The organism is Pseudoalteromonas sp. ASV78, from assembly GCF_047806705.1.
Classification (GTDB): domain Bacteria; phylum Pseudomonadota; class Gammaproteobacteria; order Enterobacterales; family Alteromonadaceae; genus Pseudoalteromonas; species Pseudoalteromonas prydzensis_A.
Genome location: NZ_JBLOPA010000001.1, coordinates 92,526 through 108,660, shown reverse-complemented (window position 1 = coordinate 108,660; position 16,135 = coordinate 92,526). Strand labels below are relative to the sequence as shown.

At 42.0% G+C, this 16,135-nt stretch carries 13 protein-coding genes; 7 read left to right on the top strand and 6 right to left on the bottom strand.

Annotation, left to right across the window (positions count from 1 at the left end; all coding sequences use genetic code 11):
- Positions 1-108 precede the first annotated feature (108 nt).
- The 4 genes from ACMVDV_RS00455 to ACMVDV_RS00440 are packed head-to-tail and all read left to right on the top strand — an operon-like array spanning position 109 to position 6,324.
- The gene (locus ACMVDV_RS00455; RefSeq protein ID WP_416156820.1) at positions 109-2,103 is read left to right on the top strand and encodes a TolC family outer membrane protein; all 1,995 of its coding nucleotides are present in this window, start codon (positions 109-111) and stop codon (positions 2,101-2,103) included.
- A 40-nt stretch (positions 2,104-2,143) separates the two neighbouring features.
- Positions 2,144-4,285, top strand: a complete 2,142-nt coding sequence (locus ACMVDV_RS00450) for a type I secretion system permease/ATPase (protein ID WP_304182127.1) — start codon at positions 2,144-2,146, stop codon at positions 4,283-4,285.
- Positions 4,282-5,703, top strand: a complete 1,422-nt coding sequence (locus ACMVDV_RS00445) for an HlyD family type I secretion periplasmic adaptor subunit (protein ID WP_416156819.1) — start codon at positions 4,282-4,284, stop codon at positions 5,701-5,703. The genes ACMVDV_RS00450 and ACMVDV_RS00445 overlap by 4 nt, the downstream gene beginning before the upstream one ends.
- A gap of 33 nt (positions 5,704-5,736) precedes the next feature.
- Positions 5,737-6,324: a LuxR C-terminal-related transcriptional regulator gene (locus ACMVDV_RS00440; protein ID WP_416156818.1), complete on the top strand. Its 588-nt coding sequence runs from the start codon at positions 5,737-5,739 to the stop codon at positions 6,322-6,324.
- Positions 6,325-6,411: 87 nt separating this feature from the next.
- Here the strand turns inward: ACMVDV_RS00440 and ACMVDV_RS00435 are convergent, their stop codons facing one another.
- The 4 genes from ACMVDV_RS00435 to ACMVDV_RS00420 all read right to left on the bottom strand — a co-directional run bounded on the left by ACMVDV_RS00435 (position 6,412) and on the right by ACMVDV_RS00420 (position 10,675).
- Positions 6,412-7,176, bottom strand: a complete 765-nt coding sequence (locus ACMVDV_RS00435; protein ID WP_416156817.1) for an IS110 family transposase — start codon at positions 7,174-7,176, stop codon at positions 6,412-6,414.
- Positions 7,177-7,340: 164 nt separating this feature from the next.
- Positions 7,341-9,326, bottom strand: coding sequence for a LapD/MoxY N-terminal periplasmic domain-containing protein (locus ACMVDV_RS00430; protein ID WP_416159036.1), 1,986 nt, complete (start codon positions 9,324-9,326; stop codon positions 7,341-7,343).
- Positions 9,326-10,039 carry a transglutaminase-like cysteine peptidase gene (locus ACMVDV_RS00425; RefSeq protein WP_416156816.1) on the bottom strand — a complete coding sequence of 238 codons (714 nt, stop codon included), beginning with the start codon at positions 10,037-10,039 and terminating at the stop codon, positions 9,326-9,328. The genes ACMVDV_RS00430 and ACMVDV_RS00425 overlap by 1 nt, the downstream gene beginning before the upstream one ends.
- Positions 10,040-10,216: 177 nt before the next feature.
- Positions 10,217-10,675 carry an LPP20 family lipoprotein gene (locus ACMVDV_RS00420; RefSeq protein WP_304182132.1) on the bottom strand — a complete coding sequence of 153 codons (459 nt, stop codon included), beginning with the start codon at positions 10,673-10,675 and terminating at the stop codon, positions 10,217-10,219.
- A 161-nt stretch (positions 10,676-10,836) separates the two neighbouring features.
- Here ACMVDV_RS00420 and ACMVDV_RS00415 point away from each other — a divergent pair, with 161 nt between their 5' ends.
- Entirely contained in the window at positions 10,837-12,030 is a 1,194-nt protein-coding gene (locus ACMVDV_RS00415; protein ID WP_416156815.1) for a flagellar assembly protein FlgT, read from the top strand.
- Here ACMVDV_RS00415 and ACMVDV_RS00410 read toward each other — a convergent pair.
- Positions 12,014-12,916 carry a LysR substrate-binding domain-containing protein gene (locus ACMVDV_RS00410; RefSeq protein ID WP_416156814.1) on the bottom strand — a complete coding sequence of 301 codons (903 nt, stop codon included), beginning with the start codon at positions 12,914-12,916 and terminating at the stop codon, positions 12,014-12,016. The two genes, ACMVDV_RS00415 and ACMVDV_RS00410, sit on opposite strands and share 17 nt — an antisense overlap.
- 114 nt (positions 12,917-13,030) lie before the next feature.
- Here ACMVDV_RS00410 and ACMVDV_RS00405 point away from each other — a divergent pair, with 114 nt between their 5' ends.
- Together ACMVDV_RS00405 and ACMVDV_RS00400 are read left to right on the top strand one after the other, a co-directional pair.
- Positions 13,031-13,759 (top strand): glutathione peroxidase, encoded by a 729-nt coding sequence (locus tag ACMVDV_RS00405; protein WP_304182135.1) that lies wholly within the window; start codon positions 13,031-13,033, stop codon positions 13,757-13,759.
- Positions 13,760-14,127: 368 nt separating this feature from the next.
- Positions 14,128-15,576 (top strand): dihydrolipoyl dehydrogenase, encoded by a 1,449-nt coding sequence (locus tag ACMVDV_RS00400; protein WP_416156813.1) that lies wholly within the window; start codon positions 14,128-14,130, stop codon positions 15,574-15,576.
- A 148-nt stretch (positions 15,577-15,724) separates the two neighbouring features.
- On the opposite strand, the gene ACMVDV_RS00395 is transcribed toward ACMVDV_RS00400, so the two are convergent.
- Positions 15,725-16,006 carry a hypothetical protein gene (locus ACMVDV_RS00395; protein ID WP_416156812.1) on the bottom strand — a complete coding sequence of 94 codons (282 nt, stop codon included), beginning with the start codon at positions 16,004-16,006 and terminating at the stop codon, positions 15,725-15,727.
- Positions 16,007-16,135: the final 129 nt, after the last annotated feature.

Below are 16,135 nucleotides of genomic sequence, written 5' to 3'. Positions count from 1 at the left end.
CTGGTGAAAATTAATTTTTATACTAGGAGTAACTTATATTTGCACTAATCAATTTCCTTGTCTAAAACTAAATTTAATTACCCATAAATTTGGATCTAAGAGGACGAAATGGCTAAGAAAACTAACTTTACCGGTACTAGATTAACAACTCTAATTGGTTTGGTTTTAGCTGCAAATGGATTTACCCCCAATCTTTATGCAGAACAAACTTCGATCATGCCTTTAACTTATGTAGCCGACAAAGCAATTGCTAGCAACCCTGAAGTTCAGCAAGCTTGGCATGCTTTTAAAGCATCTGTTTATGGCATTGACGCAGCACAATCTGGGTATTTACCGACCCTCGATGCATCGATCAGTGCAGGCTATGAAAAACGCAACTATGGTATAGAAGATGAATATAACCGCAATACCGCAGAGTTAACATTACGACAAATGCTCTATGACGGTTTCCAAACATCTAATGCTGTTAAACGCTTTGAGCGAATTCAACTTATTCGTTATTTTGAAATGCTCTCCCAAGCAGAGCAAATAGCCTTGCAAGCAAGCGTTGCCTACCTTGATGTACAAAAGTTCACCACCTTAGTTGAACTGGCACAAAAAAACCTTCAAGAGCATGAATCGGTTTATCAACAAATTGAACAAAGCGTGGGTGCTGGAGTTGCTAGAGCTGCCGACCTTGAACAGATCAGCGGCCGTCTATCACTTGCACAATCAAATGTAATGACTGAATACGCAAACCTCCATGATGTCAGCGCCCGCTACTTACGCATAGTCGGCGAACTTCCTCAGCAAGGTAGCGTGGCAGCAAAATTAAATGAAGACAGTATTCCGATTTCAATTAACCAAGCGCTTGATATTGCATATAAAAACAGTCCTAATTTTTATGCCTCTTTATATAACATTGAAGCGCAGCAAGCTAATGCGCAATCACAGAAATCCGCCTTTCATCCAAAGGTTGATTTATCGGCTCGATATGGCTCCCAAGATCGCGATGAACTTGGCTTTAATGAAACCAGAACTGAAGCCAGAGTTGGCATTGATGTACGATACAACTTATACAATGGTGGTTTAGATAGTGCCAATCTTGATCAAGCATACCAAGAAGTTAATATTGCAAAATTCCAACGCGATCAATCTTGTATTGAAATCCGCCAGAACCTGCAAGTTGCTTATAACAATGTAAAAGTACTTGAAAGTAAACTACCTTCGTTAGATCAACACCGCCGTTCATCTGACAAAGTGAAAATAGCCTACAAAGATCAATTTGATATTGGCCAACGTACGTTATTAGACGTACTCGATGCCGAAAACGAATCGTTTCAATCTAACCGCTCATACACTGCAGCACTTTACGATCGTCAAGGTGCAATACTCACTATGCTAGCGGAAATGGGCAAACTACTGCCGACCTTAAATGTTAGCTCTGACAAATTTCCGGAAATTACAGAACTAACTGATGATCCAATCGCCCACAATGCCGAGTTTATTTGTCCTAAATACGACGTGGCAGCCACGATCAATCGCCAGGAGTTCTTGCAAAAAAAGGCCCAACGAGATAGCGCCTACATGACAGTCACAGCAATGCCAAGCTATCTCAATGCACCCGCGCTCAGTACATTTAGCGATGATGATAATGACGGTGTTGCTAACGAACAGGATGACTGCCCATCAACGCCTACTTTCACCGAAGTAGATGATAAAGGCTGTACAAAATACAACAGCAATACCAGTAACGTAGAAATCGGTATTCCGTTTGCGGCTGACTCCAGTGTAGTGCGCCCTGAGTATTTGCAAGAAATCGCTCGTCTTGCTGACTTTTTGCAATCTCACCCATCTAAAAATGTGGAAATACAGGGGCATGCGTCACTAGAAGGACCCGCTCTTTACAATAAAAAACTCTCTGAAAAACGCGCATTTTCAGTCGCCGAAATTTTAATTCAACAATACGGTGTGTTACCTAAACGGGTTAAATCGCTTGGCTACGGAGTTGATAAGCCAAGGATCAATGAAATATCTGTGCGCGCGAATGCCGCCAATAGACGTATTGAGGCTGTAATAACAGACACAAATACGGGCAATAGTATTGTTGCATCAGGTTACTAACGTTTAGCAGTAAAACTTAATATGTAACATTGGAAGTTATATGGAAATAGATGATGTAATCAGTCATGGTGGAGTATTAGTAGATTGCCTAGCAATATTATGCCACTACCATGACCGAGAATTTTCCCGTGAAACCTTGCTTAACGGGCTGCCCCTTGAGCAAGGTAACCTTACCCCTTCTGGTTTTTCAAGGGCAGCAAAGCGTATTGGCTTTAAAACTAAAGTTGTCAATAAGCAATTATTGAAAATCAATACCGCCTTATTACCCGCAATTTTATTGCTTGAGAATAATCAAGCCTGTGTAATAACTGCACTGGACCCACTCACGCAAACAGTTGAGGTTATTTACCCTGAACTTAGTGACTCGGCAGTGACCTTGAATGTTGTAGATCTAAGTCAAAACCCGACTGACATTATTATTTATACACGCCCAGAGTTCACCTTTGATGCACGCTCGCCAGTACTGCAAAAGTTATCTAAAGATGGTTGGTTTTGGGGAGTTATTAAAGAGTGTCGCCCATTATATAAAGACGTAATAATTTCAGCCATTGCACTGGGTGTACTGTCAATTGCGATGCCCTTGTTTGTAATGAACGTGTATGACCGAGTAGTTCCAAATCAAGCCGTAGAAACCTTATGGGTATTAGCCATTGGCGTATTAATAGCGCTGACTGCTGACTTTGCTCTGAGGTTAGTGCGCAGCTATTTTGTCGAGCTGGCTGCCAGTCGCATCGATGTAAAAGTTTCTGCGGTGATAATGGAGCGAGTACTCGGTATGCAATTAAAAAACCGCCCAGCAGCAGCAGGATCATTCGCCAGTAATATTCAATCATTTGAAGCGGTACGCAGTTTTTTCAGCTCTATAACGCTTATCGCCTTGGTCGATTTACCTTTTGTACTTTTATACCTCACAGTGATTGCAATCATAGGTGTACAGCTTACTATCCCTATTATTGTCGGAGCACTGCTGCTGCTCTGCTATGCCTTAGCCGCCCACCGTAAATTAGAAGCACTATCAGAACAAACAATGAAAGCCAGCTCGATGCGCAATGCCATTTTGGTCGAAAGCCTGACCAATATCGAAGATGTAAAAAGCTTTCACAGTGAATGTAAAACTCAAGCAACATGGGAAAAATCAACAATTTATATTGCCCGCGTTAATGCACAAAGCCGGCTCATTTCTGGCTCCATTGCCAATTCAGCGACGTGGCTGCAGCAGTGTGTTGGCGTGATTATAATGATGATTGGCGTACACTTAGTGATCGCTGGTGATTTAACCCAAGGTGGCTTGATCGCCGCCTATTTATTGTCTTCACGTACCATGGGGCCAATCGGCCAATCCGCTGCGGTACTGGCACAATTTCACCATGCCGCCATTGCAATGCACTCGCTTAATGAAATCATGGCAAAAGAAGTTGAGCGTCCAGCTGGTAAACATTGGTTAAGTCACCCCGTATTACGTGGCGATATAGAATTTCATAACGTGCATTTTAAATACTCCGACGAAAGTAACGAAGCATTATCTGGGGTCTCTTTCAAAATTCAAGCCGGTGAAAAAGTCGCTATTTTAGGGCGTAATGGCTCAGGAAAAAGTACCTTAGAGAAACTAATTTTAGGATTACATGAGCCAAGTTCAGGATCAATTTTAATTGATAACACAGATATTCATCAAATAGACCCAGCAGAATTACGCCATAATATTGGTTATGTCCCGCAAACTATCTCGCTCTTTTTTGGCACCCTTAAAGACAACATCACCTTAAGTGCATGGCACGCCAAAGATGAGCAAATTATTAGTGCTTGTGAACGCAGCCAATTATTCGAGCTTATAAATTCTCACCCCGATGGCTTTGATCTGCAAGTTGGCGAGCAAGGCCGATTACTCTCTGGTGGCCAACGTCAAGCGGTTGGCATAGCGCGCGCCTTGATCAATGACCCGCCGATACTGGTTCTTGATGAACCAACCTCGGCACTGGATCATAATAGCGAAGCTAAAATTATCGCCAATTTAAAACAACACAGCCAAGATAAAACCTTACTTGTTATAACTCACCGAACATCCTTGCTGGAGTTAGTTGACCGCATTATTGTGCTTGATAATGGTAAAATCATTGCCGATGGCCCAAAAGCGCGCGTCATCGCATCTTTGCATAACCAAACGGTGGCGGAGCGTGCCTCATGAGTAAAAATAAACTCACTTTAGAGCAACGCTCATTTGAATCAGTAGGTCGCGCCATAGAGGTGAGCAAAGAGCAACAACCATCACTGTTTAATAACTTATTTAAAGGCTGGCTCAGCCCACCTAATAGCCAAGATTGGGTGGTCGATGCACAATGGGAAAAAATGCAACAGCAGCCAGCCAGTGCACGGTTCCTACTGTATTTAATTTGTTTAAGTATGGGTTTGCTGTTCGTTTGGTCTGCGTTTGCCAACTTGGATGAAGTCGCTCGTGGTGAAGGACGCGTGATCCCGTCAAATAAACTGCAGCTTATTCAATCTTACGACGGCGGCATGGTCGAACAAATTAATGTTCGTGAAGGACAAGTGGTTAACACGGGTGATGTACTGATAAAAATTGATCCTACTCGGTATATTTCTAGCTTTCGAGAAAACCAATCGAAAGTGCTGTCACTCAGTGCCAAAGTAGCGCGTCTTGAAGCGCTAACTAAAAAACAACCACTAATTTTTGAAACTAAACTCACCACTGATGCGCCGGGAGTCGTCATGCACGAACAAGCGCTTTACAGCAGTAATAACCAAGAGCTTGAGCAACAAGTTGCCATTCATAAGCGCCAATTAGAGCAGCGCCGCCAAGATCATATTGAAGCACAAGCTGCCCTACAACAACATACCGATGCATTACGGCTAATAAATCGCGAGCTACACGTTACTCGCCCGCTACTGCGCTCTGGCGCGGTATCTGATATCGACATCATTCGTTTAGAGCGCCAAGCTGTTGACTTAAATGGTGAAATAAACCGTTCTAGGGCTGTGATTAACCGTAGTCTCGCTGCCATCAATGAAGCAAAAAACAAAGTGACCGAAGTTGAATTATCGATGATCAATCGCTGGAATAATGAGCTATCAGAAGCACGACTGCGCTTAGATGCTATCAAAGAAACCGAATCCGGTTTAGCCGATAAAGTCACCCAAACTGAGATCCGTTCTCCTGTTAATGGCACAGTACAACGCCTTATGGTCAATACTGTGGGGGGAATTTTACAGCCAGGTAGTGATGTATTAGAGATTATACCGCTGGATGACCAACTAATAGTCGAGGCCAAAATACCACCCAAAGATATTGCCTTTTTACGGCCAGGGCAAGCCGCGATGATCAAATTTAGTGCCTACGATTTTGCTATTTACGGCGGTTTAAGCGCTGAGGTTATCCAAATTAGCGCCGATACCATTACAGATGAGCGCGATAACACTTTTTATTTAGTGCAGCTTAAAACCAACAAAAATCAATTTGCCGATAACCTGACAATTATTCCAGGTATGACTACCCAAGTTGATATTATCACCGGCAAAAAAACCGTGTTGGAGTACTTACTTAAACCTGTATTACGAGCAACATCATTAGCAATGACAGAGCGTTAATTAACATTATTCGCACGTTTATATGGAACAATCATGCGCCAAAGTGTATTTATCACCGAAGCTGAACTTATTTCACCGCATTGGCAAGCAGCCTACCCTGAATGTGAAATTAGTAATAAACAGCCTAACAACATTACCGCCGACACCATTTTATGGATCTTAGCGGGCAGTCCTGATTGGCTGAATATAGTGCAAAAACACAGTAAAAGCCGCATTCCAGTGATTGTTATGACCAAAGAGCTGAATATGGCCGAGCTTTGCGCTGCACTGCAAATGGGTGCTCGCGGTTATGTGGAAGCATTTGCAAGTCAGGTGATTATAGAGCAAGTTGCAGAAACAGTAATACGTGGCGGCATCTGGCTGCCGGGTCAGTTATTATCGAACTTAGTGGGTGTATTATCAAAACAACCTATTACCTACCAACACCCTTGTGATCTAACGCTATTAACCAAGCGCGAGCGCCAAGTGGTTGATATTGTGGTCACCGGTGCTAGTAATAAGGTTGTGGCAAAACAATTAAGTATTACCGAACGCACAGTTAAAGAACATATGAGCTCAATATTTAATAAGCTCAAGGTCCGTGATCGCATGCAGCTCATGCTCGCGGTCAAAGGCCGTTAAACATTAAGTCACCTGACGCGATGTAAAATCGCTACCAGATAAATTATAGCTCCACGCCCGTAGGCTCGGGTTTACCCCGCGCAAAAATTATAAACCCCTGTCGCGGTGTAAAATCGCCGCAGCACTTCTTCCATCGTTAAACTGTGTCGTGTTACCTAAAAAAGACAGGAGCTCGATAGCCGTGATTGGGCCGACTCCTTCGAGAGCCATTAAGCGTTGACAGCCGTCATTTTGTTTTGCAATACGCTCTATTTGTTTTTGCAGCCCTACCTTATTGTCACACTGCTGTTTATAAAGTGAATAGCTGAGCGCGAGAGCATGCTTTAGTTCTAGCGGCAGAGTGTTTTCTGCATCTTCTAATATATCGGGTATGGCTGCTTTAAATGCGGCTTCACTTTGGTTAATCACAATACCAAACTCAAGAAGCAAACCACGTATTTGGTTTGATAATTGAATTTTTTGTTTATCTGCTAGCGCCCGAACCTTACTAAGGGACTGCAATGCTTGCTCTTCAATAGAGAGAATTTTACAGGTACTAACATTAGGAACTTTGCTAGCAATGGCTATCGCAATAGCATCGTTTGCATCTGTTTTTTGGCCTTGTCTAAATGCTTTAACAAATAAAGGGTCAAGCAACATGACTTCATGACCAAAGGATTGCGCAGTACGTGCAAAATATTGAGCGCTTGCGCATGCTTCCATAGCAACAACAGACGGTTTTGCTTTAACTAATAACTCAAGCAATGCTTTGCGGTTAACTTGCTTATTAAATTTCAGTTTACTGCCTTGAAACTGCGCTACTTGGAAAGTATTTTTTGCTAAATCAATAGCAATTAAATTAGACTGTGCCATGTATGGACTCCTTAATTGGTAAAAGATTTTCTGCAATTTCTTTATACCGTACTCTCACTTTAATGGGGAGGAGTCCATACATCTGCTACAAAAATTGCTCCATGCCTGTAGCCTCGGGTTTATCCCACACAGTTTCCCCCCCGTAAAAAACACCATACTGTATGTTATTCAATTACTTGTTCCTGTTTTTCGTCATCAACTGGTTGCGATACAAAACCATCAAACCCTAACGCTTGTAGAGTAGTCTGATCTTCAGGGTTTTTTACTCCCTCGGCAATCACTGTGATCCCTATTGAATGAGCAAGCGAGCAGATCCCCCTTAAAAATGTCTGATTGTCTTGGCTATAACTAATATTGTGCCCATAGACGCTATCTACTTTAATCATTTCAAGGCCTAGCTCATGAATTTTATCTATTTTGGTAAAAGCAGGGCCAACCCTTTTCAACGCTACTTTCGCGCCCATACTCTTTACTTGAATACAAAAACCTTTAAATAGCGCAAACTCTGATACCGCGATACTTTCACGCACATCAAAACAAATATGCTTAGCTAATTTTGGAAAGGCCAATAAATAGGTAAGGATCGCAGCCACGGCGCTATCATCAAGTAATGTTTCCCGTGATAACTCTACCGAGATAAGATTTAAATCGTCACGCTGCTCAAACACTTGGACTAAATACTTGATCAGCCCCCAATCTAAGCGAGCAAGTAATTTCAGCCGCTGCGCCCATTGATAATAGTAGCCACTGCGATATAGCTCTCCATTGAGTAATAAGCTTAAACTAAGTTGATTTTGCAACAGCTTACCGGAAAAGGAGGTAACAGGATAAAGCAGAACATCAAGCGCATTGGTATCTAAAGCATGCTCTATTGCTTCGCGCCAACTTTCAGCATCGCTAAATAACTCGTTGCGCTGTTTATTGTTGTTCACTTGAGCTTGCATTTGCGGTTGTGCGAGCGCCACTTTTAATAAGTTATCAACCCGCTTTAATAGTGTAAAGCGACTATCTTCACGCTCTATATAACTACAGGCATGCGGAATAGCTAAGTTAATTTGACTATAATCAGCTAATAACGTTTGATGTAGCTTGAATACTTGCGCACTTAAACTTTCAAGGTCATCAGTGTCGCTCACTAACACAGCAAAATCGGCATGTGATAAACGAGCAATATGATCCTCTGAGAAACGGTCTTCGTTAGTTTCTAAAAAAGCCACTAACGTTTGCGTAAATCGGCGTAAAAAATCCACCATCTCAACGCGGTTAACTTGTTCACTTATTTGATCAAGATTGACAATTCGAAATAAAAACAATCCGCCGTGTGCTTGCTCTCGTGATTGCTGTAAATGAGATTCTAAGGTGGCGATAAAGTATTCTCGATTCGCCAATCCAGTCAACGCATCATGCTGACTTTTAAAACGAAACTCCTCTAAGCGCCGTTTATCTTCTTTAATTATGCGACTAAAGCGCGTTGATAATAAATTCATCGACGTTACTAAACGGGCAAACTCGTAAGTCTTGGGCACGTTAGATTTAATAAAACGTTTATCGCCAAGCGCATTAGCTTGCTGTACAACATCATCGAGAGGACGCAATATTTTTCTTAAAATATAAGCGCTTGCGATACATGCAAATATAGCTACCACAAAGAAACTAAAAAACAAGCGAACGGTGCTTGCCCATAATGCTTGCTCTGTATATTGAGTGTGACTTTCTACATATAAAGTACCAAATTGTTGCCAACCATCGCTCACTTGCGCAACCCCAGGCATCACTTGCAACTGATAAAAATGCTGAAACCACACTGGTGCCGTGGTATCAAATTCGCCACTAAAAACTCTTTTTATGATCGCCTCACCCTGCGGATTTTGTAATTCAATACGTTGATAATGGCCTGTATCAAAAGTAGCTGAAATCAGTATTTCGAGTTCAACAGGATCTTTATGTAGCTGACTAAGCATTAAAGCTAAGCCATTGGCATTGTCGATATTTTTTAAATACAACTGAGAATTAAAATAGTGTTTGGCTGAATACGTACTAATAAGCACACTACTGACAAAACCAATAATGATCACCGCTAAAATTGCCAACCATAGCTCTTGCCGCAAAGTGATACTTTTGTTACGTTTAAACAAGGAAATAAAGCTCATCACCACATAACTCCTTCTAACTTCGTCTGCTCAATGATATTACGCCAGCGAGATAACCGTGCTGTAGGGTTTGCCACACTCTGCGTTGAATTATTCGCCCAAATACCTTGGCTATTAAAACTGAAAACAGGACTGAGATCAGTGCGCTTAGCTGCGGGCAGTACTTTGGTAATTAAACTATCTAAAATTAGCGGCTGTGCATTGGGGGTAACAAAATACCCCAATACCATATGCGCTTGTGTTTGTGTTGAATTTGGACCGCCAATTTGCGCTTTAACATAGATCAGTCGTAATTTACTGTCAGCTATCCCTAATGCGCGCAAGCTAATATATTTAGCAATGGCGTAATCTTCGCAGTCACCTAAGCCTTTACCTAAGGTTTCGAGAGGCGTTGCCCAGTAGTCATTTTGTTGCCAAAGTTGTATATCAGTGCGATAGCGTAGATTGCGAGCAAAAAAGTCGTTTACGATTAAAATTTTTTGTTGTTCGGTTTTATTTTGTGACTGGACTAACATTGTTTGCCAATTGCGAGCAACCACCACACGTGTAGGCCCAAACTGTTGGTTCATTTTTTCTAAAAAGGTATTAAATTGGATGGGTAAGCGATCAGCGCACACGAGCGTGGTAGCGAATATTAGAAACAGCAAAAAATGCAGTAACGGGCGATTACGCCATTTACTCAAAGATACACAACCAGAGCGAAAAGCGCTCACAGAGGCAGCCTTGAGTAGATCACTAAAAAACGCGTTAAACTTTTTCTTGTCACAAGCTTTATTCAATAAAAAACAGTAAATAAAGCATAGCACTGAAGCGTTAACAGTGAGATATTTTAGTCATTATTTTGTTACTGATTGGAGCTCAATAACAACCAATGTATTCGTTACTAGGCTCTAATAATAGGTCACTTTTTTAACTTCGCGTGGTTTTATTTCGCCTATGTATAAATCATGCACACGTTTCATATCAAGCTGTAACTCTGTGGCGTAGGTATCACCTACCGCGTAGCTTTTAATCACTTGCGCGCCTTTGATAATCCCTTGTACTTGGCTTTGTAATCGATCGTTTTGCGCAATACTGCCTTGCACTGTAGTTCCTGCGGTAATCTTTTGCCCATAGACTTGCTCTGCAAGTTCTCGGTACGCTTCAAGTTTTGATGCTTTTATTGCCATTAACGAGCGTTGTGATTGATTATCACCCGGCTGTGCGCTAATTGGCGCATAACCTACGGCTTTTAAAATTGGGTAGTTATCCGGCTCTATATACTTATATTCAACATGTTTATCAAAAATACTGCTACAGCCAGCTAAACCTAAACTTACTAGTATACAAATTGAAATCACAATACGCATGGCTTCTCTCACGCTTTAAACGGGTCATTAATTTTTAAGTTAATGCACAATCAATGCCATAATTAACTCGTTTGCTAGTTTTAAACGCCGCACTAAAACAATTGGTACAGTCCTTGCTCTATCACTGCTAATAGCAAATGTATGGCCATGGGGTTTGGGTAATGAAGCACACTTTATCAACAGTAGTAATCGCCACTAGTTGGCTGGGCATGAGTCTTTTTTCTCCCAATACAATTGCGCAATGGTATGAATCGACTGGCCACGCCAGTATTAAAAATGATGACATTAGTGGCGCTAAATCTGCGGCCATCAAAGATGCCATCACCCAAGCGTTAGTGTTTTCGGGCGCACGGGTAAGCTCCATGCAAACCTTAGTCGATGGGGTGTTAACCCAAGATCAATTAAAAATAAACAGCCATGGTGAAATTCAAAAAATAGAGATGATCAGTGAAGATCGAACAGCCAACCAATTTGCTATCACTTTACGCTTAGATATCTTCCCACAACAAGAGCACTGCCCTGCAAATCAATTTACTAAATTTGTTGCAATCACCCAAACACAATTAAAGAATCGCGAGCAAGCTCGCATGGGTCAAATTTTTGACATTGATAAAGCCACTAGCGAAGCGCTGTATAAAACATTAAGTCAATCGGCGATGAACGCTAAACCAACCGCCTATTTTAATTTTCCGATCCGGGTGAGCGAATTTTTTAATCAGCAGTACGACTATAGCAATGCCCTATTGGAAGAGATATCGAATCGTAGTAATTCTCAATATGTGCTACTAAGCCAAATTGTTGATATTTCTAACAGTGATAAACTCAATAACAGCTATGCATTTTGGCAAGACGAAACCTATCAACGTTCGTACAAGGTCGATTTCGCTTTATTTGATGGCACCACGTATGAACGACTATGGCAAAAAAGTTATCGCAGCCAAGCGATTTGGCCATTTGAAAAAACAGCCATTATCGATGTATACAGTGAAAAATTTTGGAGTTCAGATTACGGCCAAAATATAGCCGACATCAACCAAACCGTTAGTTACGACTTACAAGCCGCAATGGCTTGCCTTGAAAGCCAAGGGAAAATTTTACATATTGAAAACAATAAGCTAATTATTAATTTAGGCAAAGCGCATGGTATAGAAAAAGGCCAACGTTTAAATATTGCACATCATAACTATTTAACGGATGCGGCGGGAAATAAACTGCCACACCTGATCACCACGCTCAACCAAATACAAGTCGAGCAGGTATATCAACAAAGTGCGGTTGCCGTCAGTATTGACCAACAACCTCTGCCTAATATTCAAATCAATGATGTAGTAGAGCTGACTAATTTAGAGCCTTAGTTAATTGCTGGCGTAAACTTGGATGCTCAGCAAGCCAATGAGCTAGCACCTCAATACCCGCTAAATGCGGGTAATGTTTACGACACGCAAGCACCACATTGCGCTGCTGAGTAGGAAAAATTGGTAAATAGCTAATTCCTGCTCGTGCAATACAGGCAAGCTTAGGCACAAAGGTTACTCCATCGTCCATCGCCACCAATGCTAATAAGGTTTCGAGGCTGTTACCTTGATACTGATTTGATACATCCACCCCTGCGGCAAAACAAAATTGCTGGGCTTGGTCTTTAAAACAATGACCATCGCTGAGCATCAACAGATTACAGGCTTGCAACTCATCCAAGGCAATTTTGCTGCGTTTTGCAAGGTTGTTTTGGGTTGACATCGCCACCAAAAAGTCTTCTTTGTATAAATTAACTGTATGATAAAGCTTAAGTTCAGGCACATCTGCTAAGATAGCAACATCTAACTCACCATTATCCAACGCAGTTAATATGGTGGCAGTTTGCAGCTCAACAAAAGCAAATTGACTCTCTGCAAACGCTTCTTTCATAGAGGTCAGCAAGGTTGGTAATAAATAAGGGGCAATTGTTGGAATAATGCCTATTGTTACTTTACCTTGAAGTGGCGCACTCGATGTGGCCGCTAGCTCTTTTAATATTTGGGTTTGCTCTAAGATCACTTTTATTTGTGTCAACAAACGTTCACCCTGCACCGTTAAAGTAACTTGCTTAGTGGAACGGTCAAATAAAGTTACCCCTAACTCCTGCTCTAATTTTTTTACTTGGCCACTGAGCGTCGGTTGGCTTACATAGCACGCATCGGCAGCTTTACGAAAATGCTTAAAGTGCGCAATCGCTTTTACGTATTCAAGATCTTTTAAATTCATTGCAAACTCACAGTTAATCGGTAATACCTATCATACTAATATAAACAAACGATTGGAGCTATTGTAACTTTCACGACATAATGGCTATTAACAAATCAAGAGGAACTAAAAAACATGTTAAACAATATTGAAGGTCAAACAATTCCACAGGTTACATTTGCAACGCGTCAAAACGACGAATGGAAATCAATCACTACCGATGACATTTTTAAAGGTAAAACTGTGGTGGTGTTTTCACTACCTGGTGCATTTACACCAACCTGTTCATCAACACACTTACCACGCTACAACGAGTTAGCGGGCGTACTGAAACAAAATGGCGTTGATGACATTGTTTGTGTATCAGTAAACGATACCTTTGTTATGAATGCGTGGGCTGAACATCAAGAAGCACAAAACATTACCTTGTTACCAGATGGTAACGGCGAATTCACTGACGGCATGGGCATGTTAGTGGATAAAAACGATTTAGGTTTTGGTAAACGCAGCTGGAGATACTCTATGCTGGTTAAAGATGGTGTAGTAGAAAAAATGTTCATCGAACCGGATTTACCAGGCGACCCGTTTGAAGTATCAGATGCAGACACTATGCTTGATTACATCAACCCTAAACAAGTTAAACCAGAAGCGGTCAGCTTATTTACCAAACCAGGCTGCCCTTTCTGTAAAAAAGCCAAAGCGTTATTAGAAGAAAAAGGCCTAGTGTACGAAGAGATCACTATGGGTGCTGGCGCATCACTGACTAGCCTAAAAGCAATTTCGGGCCGTGAGACCGTACCACAAGTATTTATTGGCGGTAAGCACATTGGTGGCTCTGACGATTTAGAAAAATACTTTGCTTAATTAAGTAAATACCTTAAGCAAATAATAAGGGGCAGCAATGCCCCTATTCATACCCAAACTATTTCAAGATGCGAACATCAGGTGGAATTAAAAGCGATTTAGGCAAGGCATTGATTACAAGTAATAGTGGTTCTATTGTTAAAATCAATAACGCAGTATAAATCGCTTTTAAACCAACCCAACGGGCGTGTCACAGGAACTTACTCTCATAGTTGTTACTTACTCATTTTTGCAAATTAACGCTTTAATACAAGCCCCTGTGACACGCTGAATTCTGTATCTTGAGGTAGTTTGGGTATGCATATACCCATTTTATTAACTAATTTAAAAACCAGTTTTTAATAAAATTGGTATTATGGAGCAACACTATGAAAGAACTGCAAACAGACGTTGTTGTAATAGGTGCTGGCACCGCAGGTTTAAGCGCTTATCGCAATGCAAAACAACACACTAGTAATGTACTAATGATTGAAGCAGGCCCATATGGTACAACCTGTGCGCGTGTCGGTTGTATGCCAAGTAAATTACTCATAGCCGCCGCAGAAGCCGCCCATGCAATTGCAGCCGCCCCAGCATTTGGTGTGCACAGCTCCAAACCACGCATTGATGGTAAACAAGTGATGGCACGCGTGCGCAGCGAGCGCGACCGCTTTACAGGTTTTGTAGTAGAGGCCATAGATGAATTACCCGCTGATGATAAAATCAATGGTTACGCAAAATTTCTAGATGCCAACCGCATACAAATTGACGACCATACCATTATTACCGCTAAGCGATTTGTAATCGCAACCGGCTCTCGCCCTGCCTACCCTGGCGTATTTAATAACTTTGGCGACAGACTGATCATTAACGATGACGTTTTCAATTGGCAAGACTTGCCTGAGTCAGTCGCTGTATTCGGCTCTGGTGTAATTGGCTTGGAAATTGGCCAAGCACTGCATCGCTTAGGCGTTAAGGTAAAATTATTTGGTGTAGGTGGCGCCATTGGCCCTATTACCGACCCTGTGATCAAAGACTACGCAAACACCGTATTTGCTGAAGAATTTTATGTCGATACCGATGCAAACGTCTCTGATATGCAACAAGTAGGCGATAAAGCCCAGCTTAGCTATGTAGACAAAAACGGCAACAAACAAACCGAACAATTTGATTACGTACTTGCCGCCACCGGACGGGTGCCAAACACCGACAAGCTCGGCCTTGAAAACACTGGCATTGAGCTTGATGAACGCGGCGTGCCAATCGCTGATAAACACACTATGCAATGTGGCGATTCAAACATATTCATAGCAGGTGATGCCAGTAATATGATGCCACTGCTGCATGAAGCGAGCGACCAAGGCACCATCGCAGGGCAAAACGCAGGGCGTTTTCCGGATGTGCGTAATGGCCTGCGCCGCGCTGCGATTGCAGCGGTGTTTAGCGATCCGCAAATTGCCATGGTGGGTGAAACATACAAGCAAATAACCGCCCGCTTTGGTGAGTGTGGTTGTTTTGAAATTGGTGAAGTCAGCTTTGAAAACCAAGGCCGCAGCCGCGTCATGTTGAAAAACAAAGGTCATATGCGTTTATACGCAGAGCAAGGCACAGGGTTATTTTTAGGTGCCGAGTTTATTGGCCCACAAGCGGAGCATATAGCTCACTTACTGGCATGGGCTGTACAAAACAAAATGACCGTACCACAAATGCTCGACATGCCATTTTATCATCCAGTGATTGAAGAAGGCCTACGCACCGCACTGCGCGATTTAAACGCCAAGCTTAAATTTGGCCCAGATATTATTAACCAATGTATGGAATGTGGCCCGGGAAATTAAGTTACTAGATTACTAGGTTGCTAGGTTGCTAGGTTGCTAGGTTGCTAGGATTAAAATATAACCAAGAATCAAGGAGGCCTAGGTCTCCTTGATTATTATTGGTTAACCCTATCACCATGACTTGGCGGCGTTGAGATAGCAATCGTCCTCAGCATAGTTGCATAACTGATGCACTAACCCCGCTGGCACATGAAGGCCCTGCTGCGGATTTAAAATATGGCTTATTGAATCCACAATCAATGTAGCCTGCCCACTTAAGCACAAAGAAGAACTGCTCCGCAAACTCATGTTTATGCGCTTGCTCACAACAACCCGGCGGCACTCGTTCTTGGATCACACTCAATGCCGCACTTTTTACCAAGTGCCAACCATCGCAGTCATCACTCCAGTTATAATGCTCAGCGTTTTCTATTGAAATAGGCCTTGCCATATCTTCGTTATCCCTTAAAAACGACTGCACAACAAGGTAAAACATCACAGTTTAAAATGGTAGTAAATTTAATTCATACAACACAACCACACTTATTCGCGCATAAAAGTGTGAAAACCCGCATTTATT

Excerpts from the sequence above, each read along its gene's own strand:
- ACMVDV_RS00415 (WP_416156815.1), top strand. The coding sequence starts at position 10,837 with ATGAAGCACACTTTATCAACAGTAGTAATCGCCACTAGTTGGCTGGGC.
- ACMVDV_RS00430 (WP_416159036.1), bottom strand. The coding sequence starts at position 9,326 with ATGAGCTTTATTTCCTTGTTTAAACGTAACAAAAGTATCACTTTGCGG.
- ACMVDV_RS00450 (WP_304182127.1), top strand. The coding sequence starts at position 2,144 with ATGGAAATAGATGATGTAATCAGTCATGGTGGAGTATTAGTAGATTGC.
- ACMVDV_RS00405 (WP_304182135.1), top strand. The coding sequence starts at position 13,031 with ATGTTAAACAATATTGAAGGTCAAACAATTCCACAGGTTACATTTGCA.
- ACMVDV_RS00395 (WP_416156812.1), bottom strand. The coding sequence starts at position 16,006 with ATGGCAAGGCCTATTTCAATAGAAAACGCTGAGCATTATAACTGGAGT.
- ACMVDV_RS00440 (WP_416156818.1), top strand. The coding sequence starts at position 5,737 with ATGCGCCAAAGTGTATTTATCACCGAAGCTGAACTTATTTCACCGCAT.
- ACMVDV_RS00435 (WP_416156817.1), bottom strand. The coding sequence starts at position 7,176 with ATGGCACAGTCTAATTTAATTGCTATTGATTTAGCAAAAAATACTTTC.
- ACMVDV_RS00400 (WP_416156813.1), top strand. The coding sequence starts at position 14,128 with ATGAAAGAACTGCAAACAGACGTTGTTGTAATAGGTGCTGGCACCGCA.
- ACMVDV_RS00455 (WP_416156820.1), top strand. The coding sequence starts at position 109 with ATGGCTAAGAAAACTAACTTTACCGGTACTAGATTAACAACTCTAATT.
- ACMVDV_RS00410 (WP_416156814.1), bottom strand. The coding sequence starts at position 12,916 with ATGAATTTAAAAGATCTTGAATACGTAAAAGCGATTGCGCACTTTAAG.
- ACMVDV_RS00445 (WP_416156819.1), top strand. The coding sequence starts at position 4,282 with ATGAGTAAAAATAAACTCACTTTAGAGCAACGCTCATTTGAATCAGTA.
- ACMVDV_RS00420 (WP_304182132.1), bottom strand. The coding sequence starts at position 10,675 with ATGCGTATTGTGATTTCAATTTGTATACTAGTAAGTTTAGGTTTAGCT.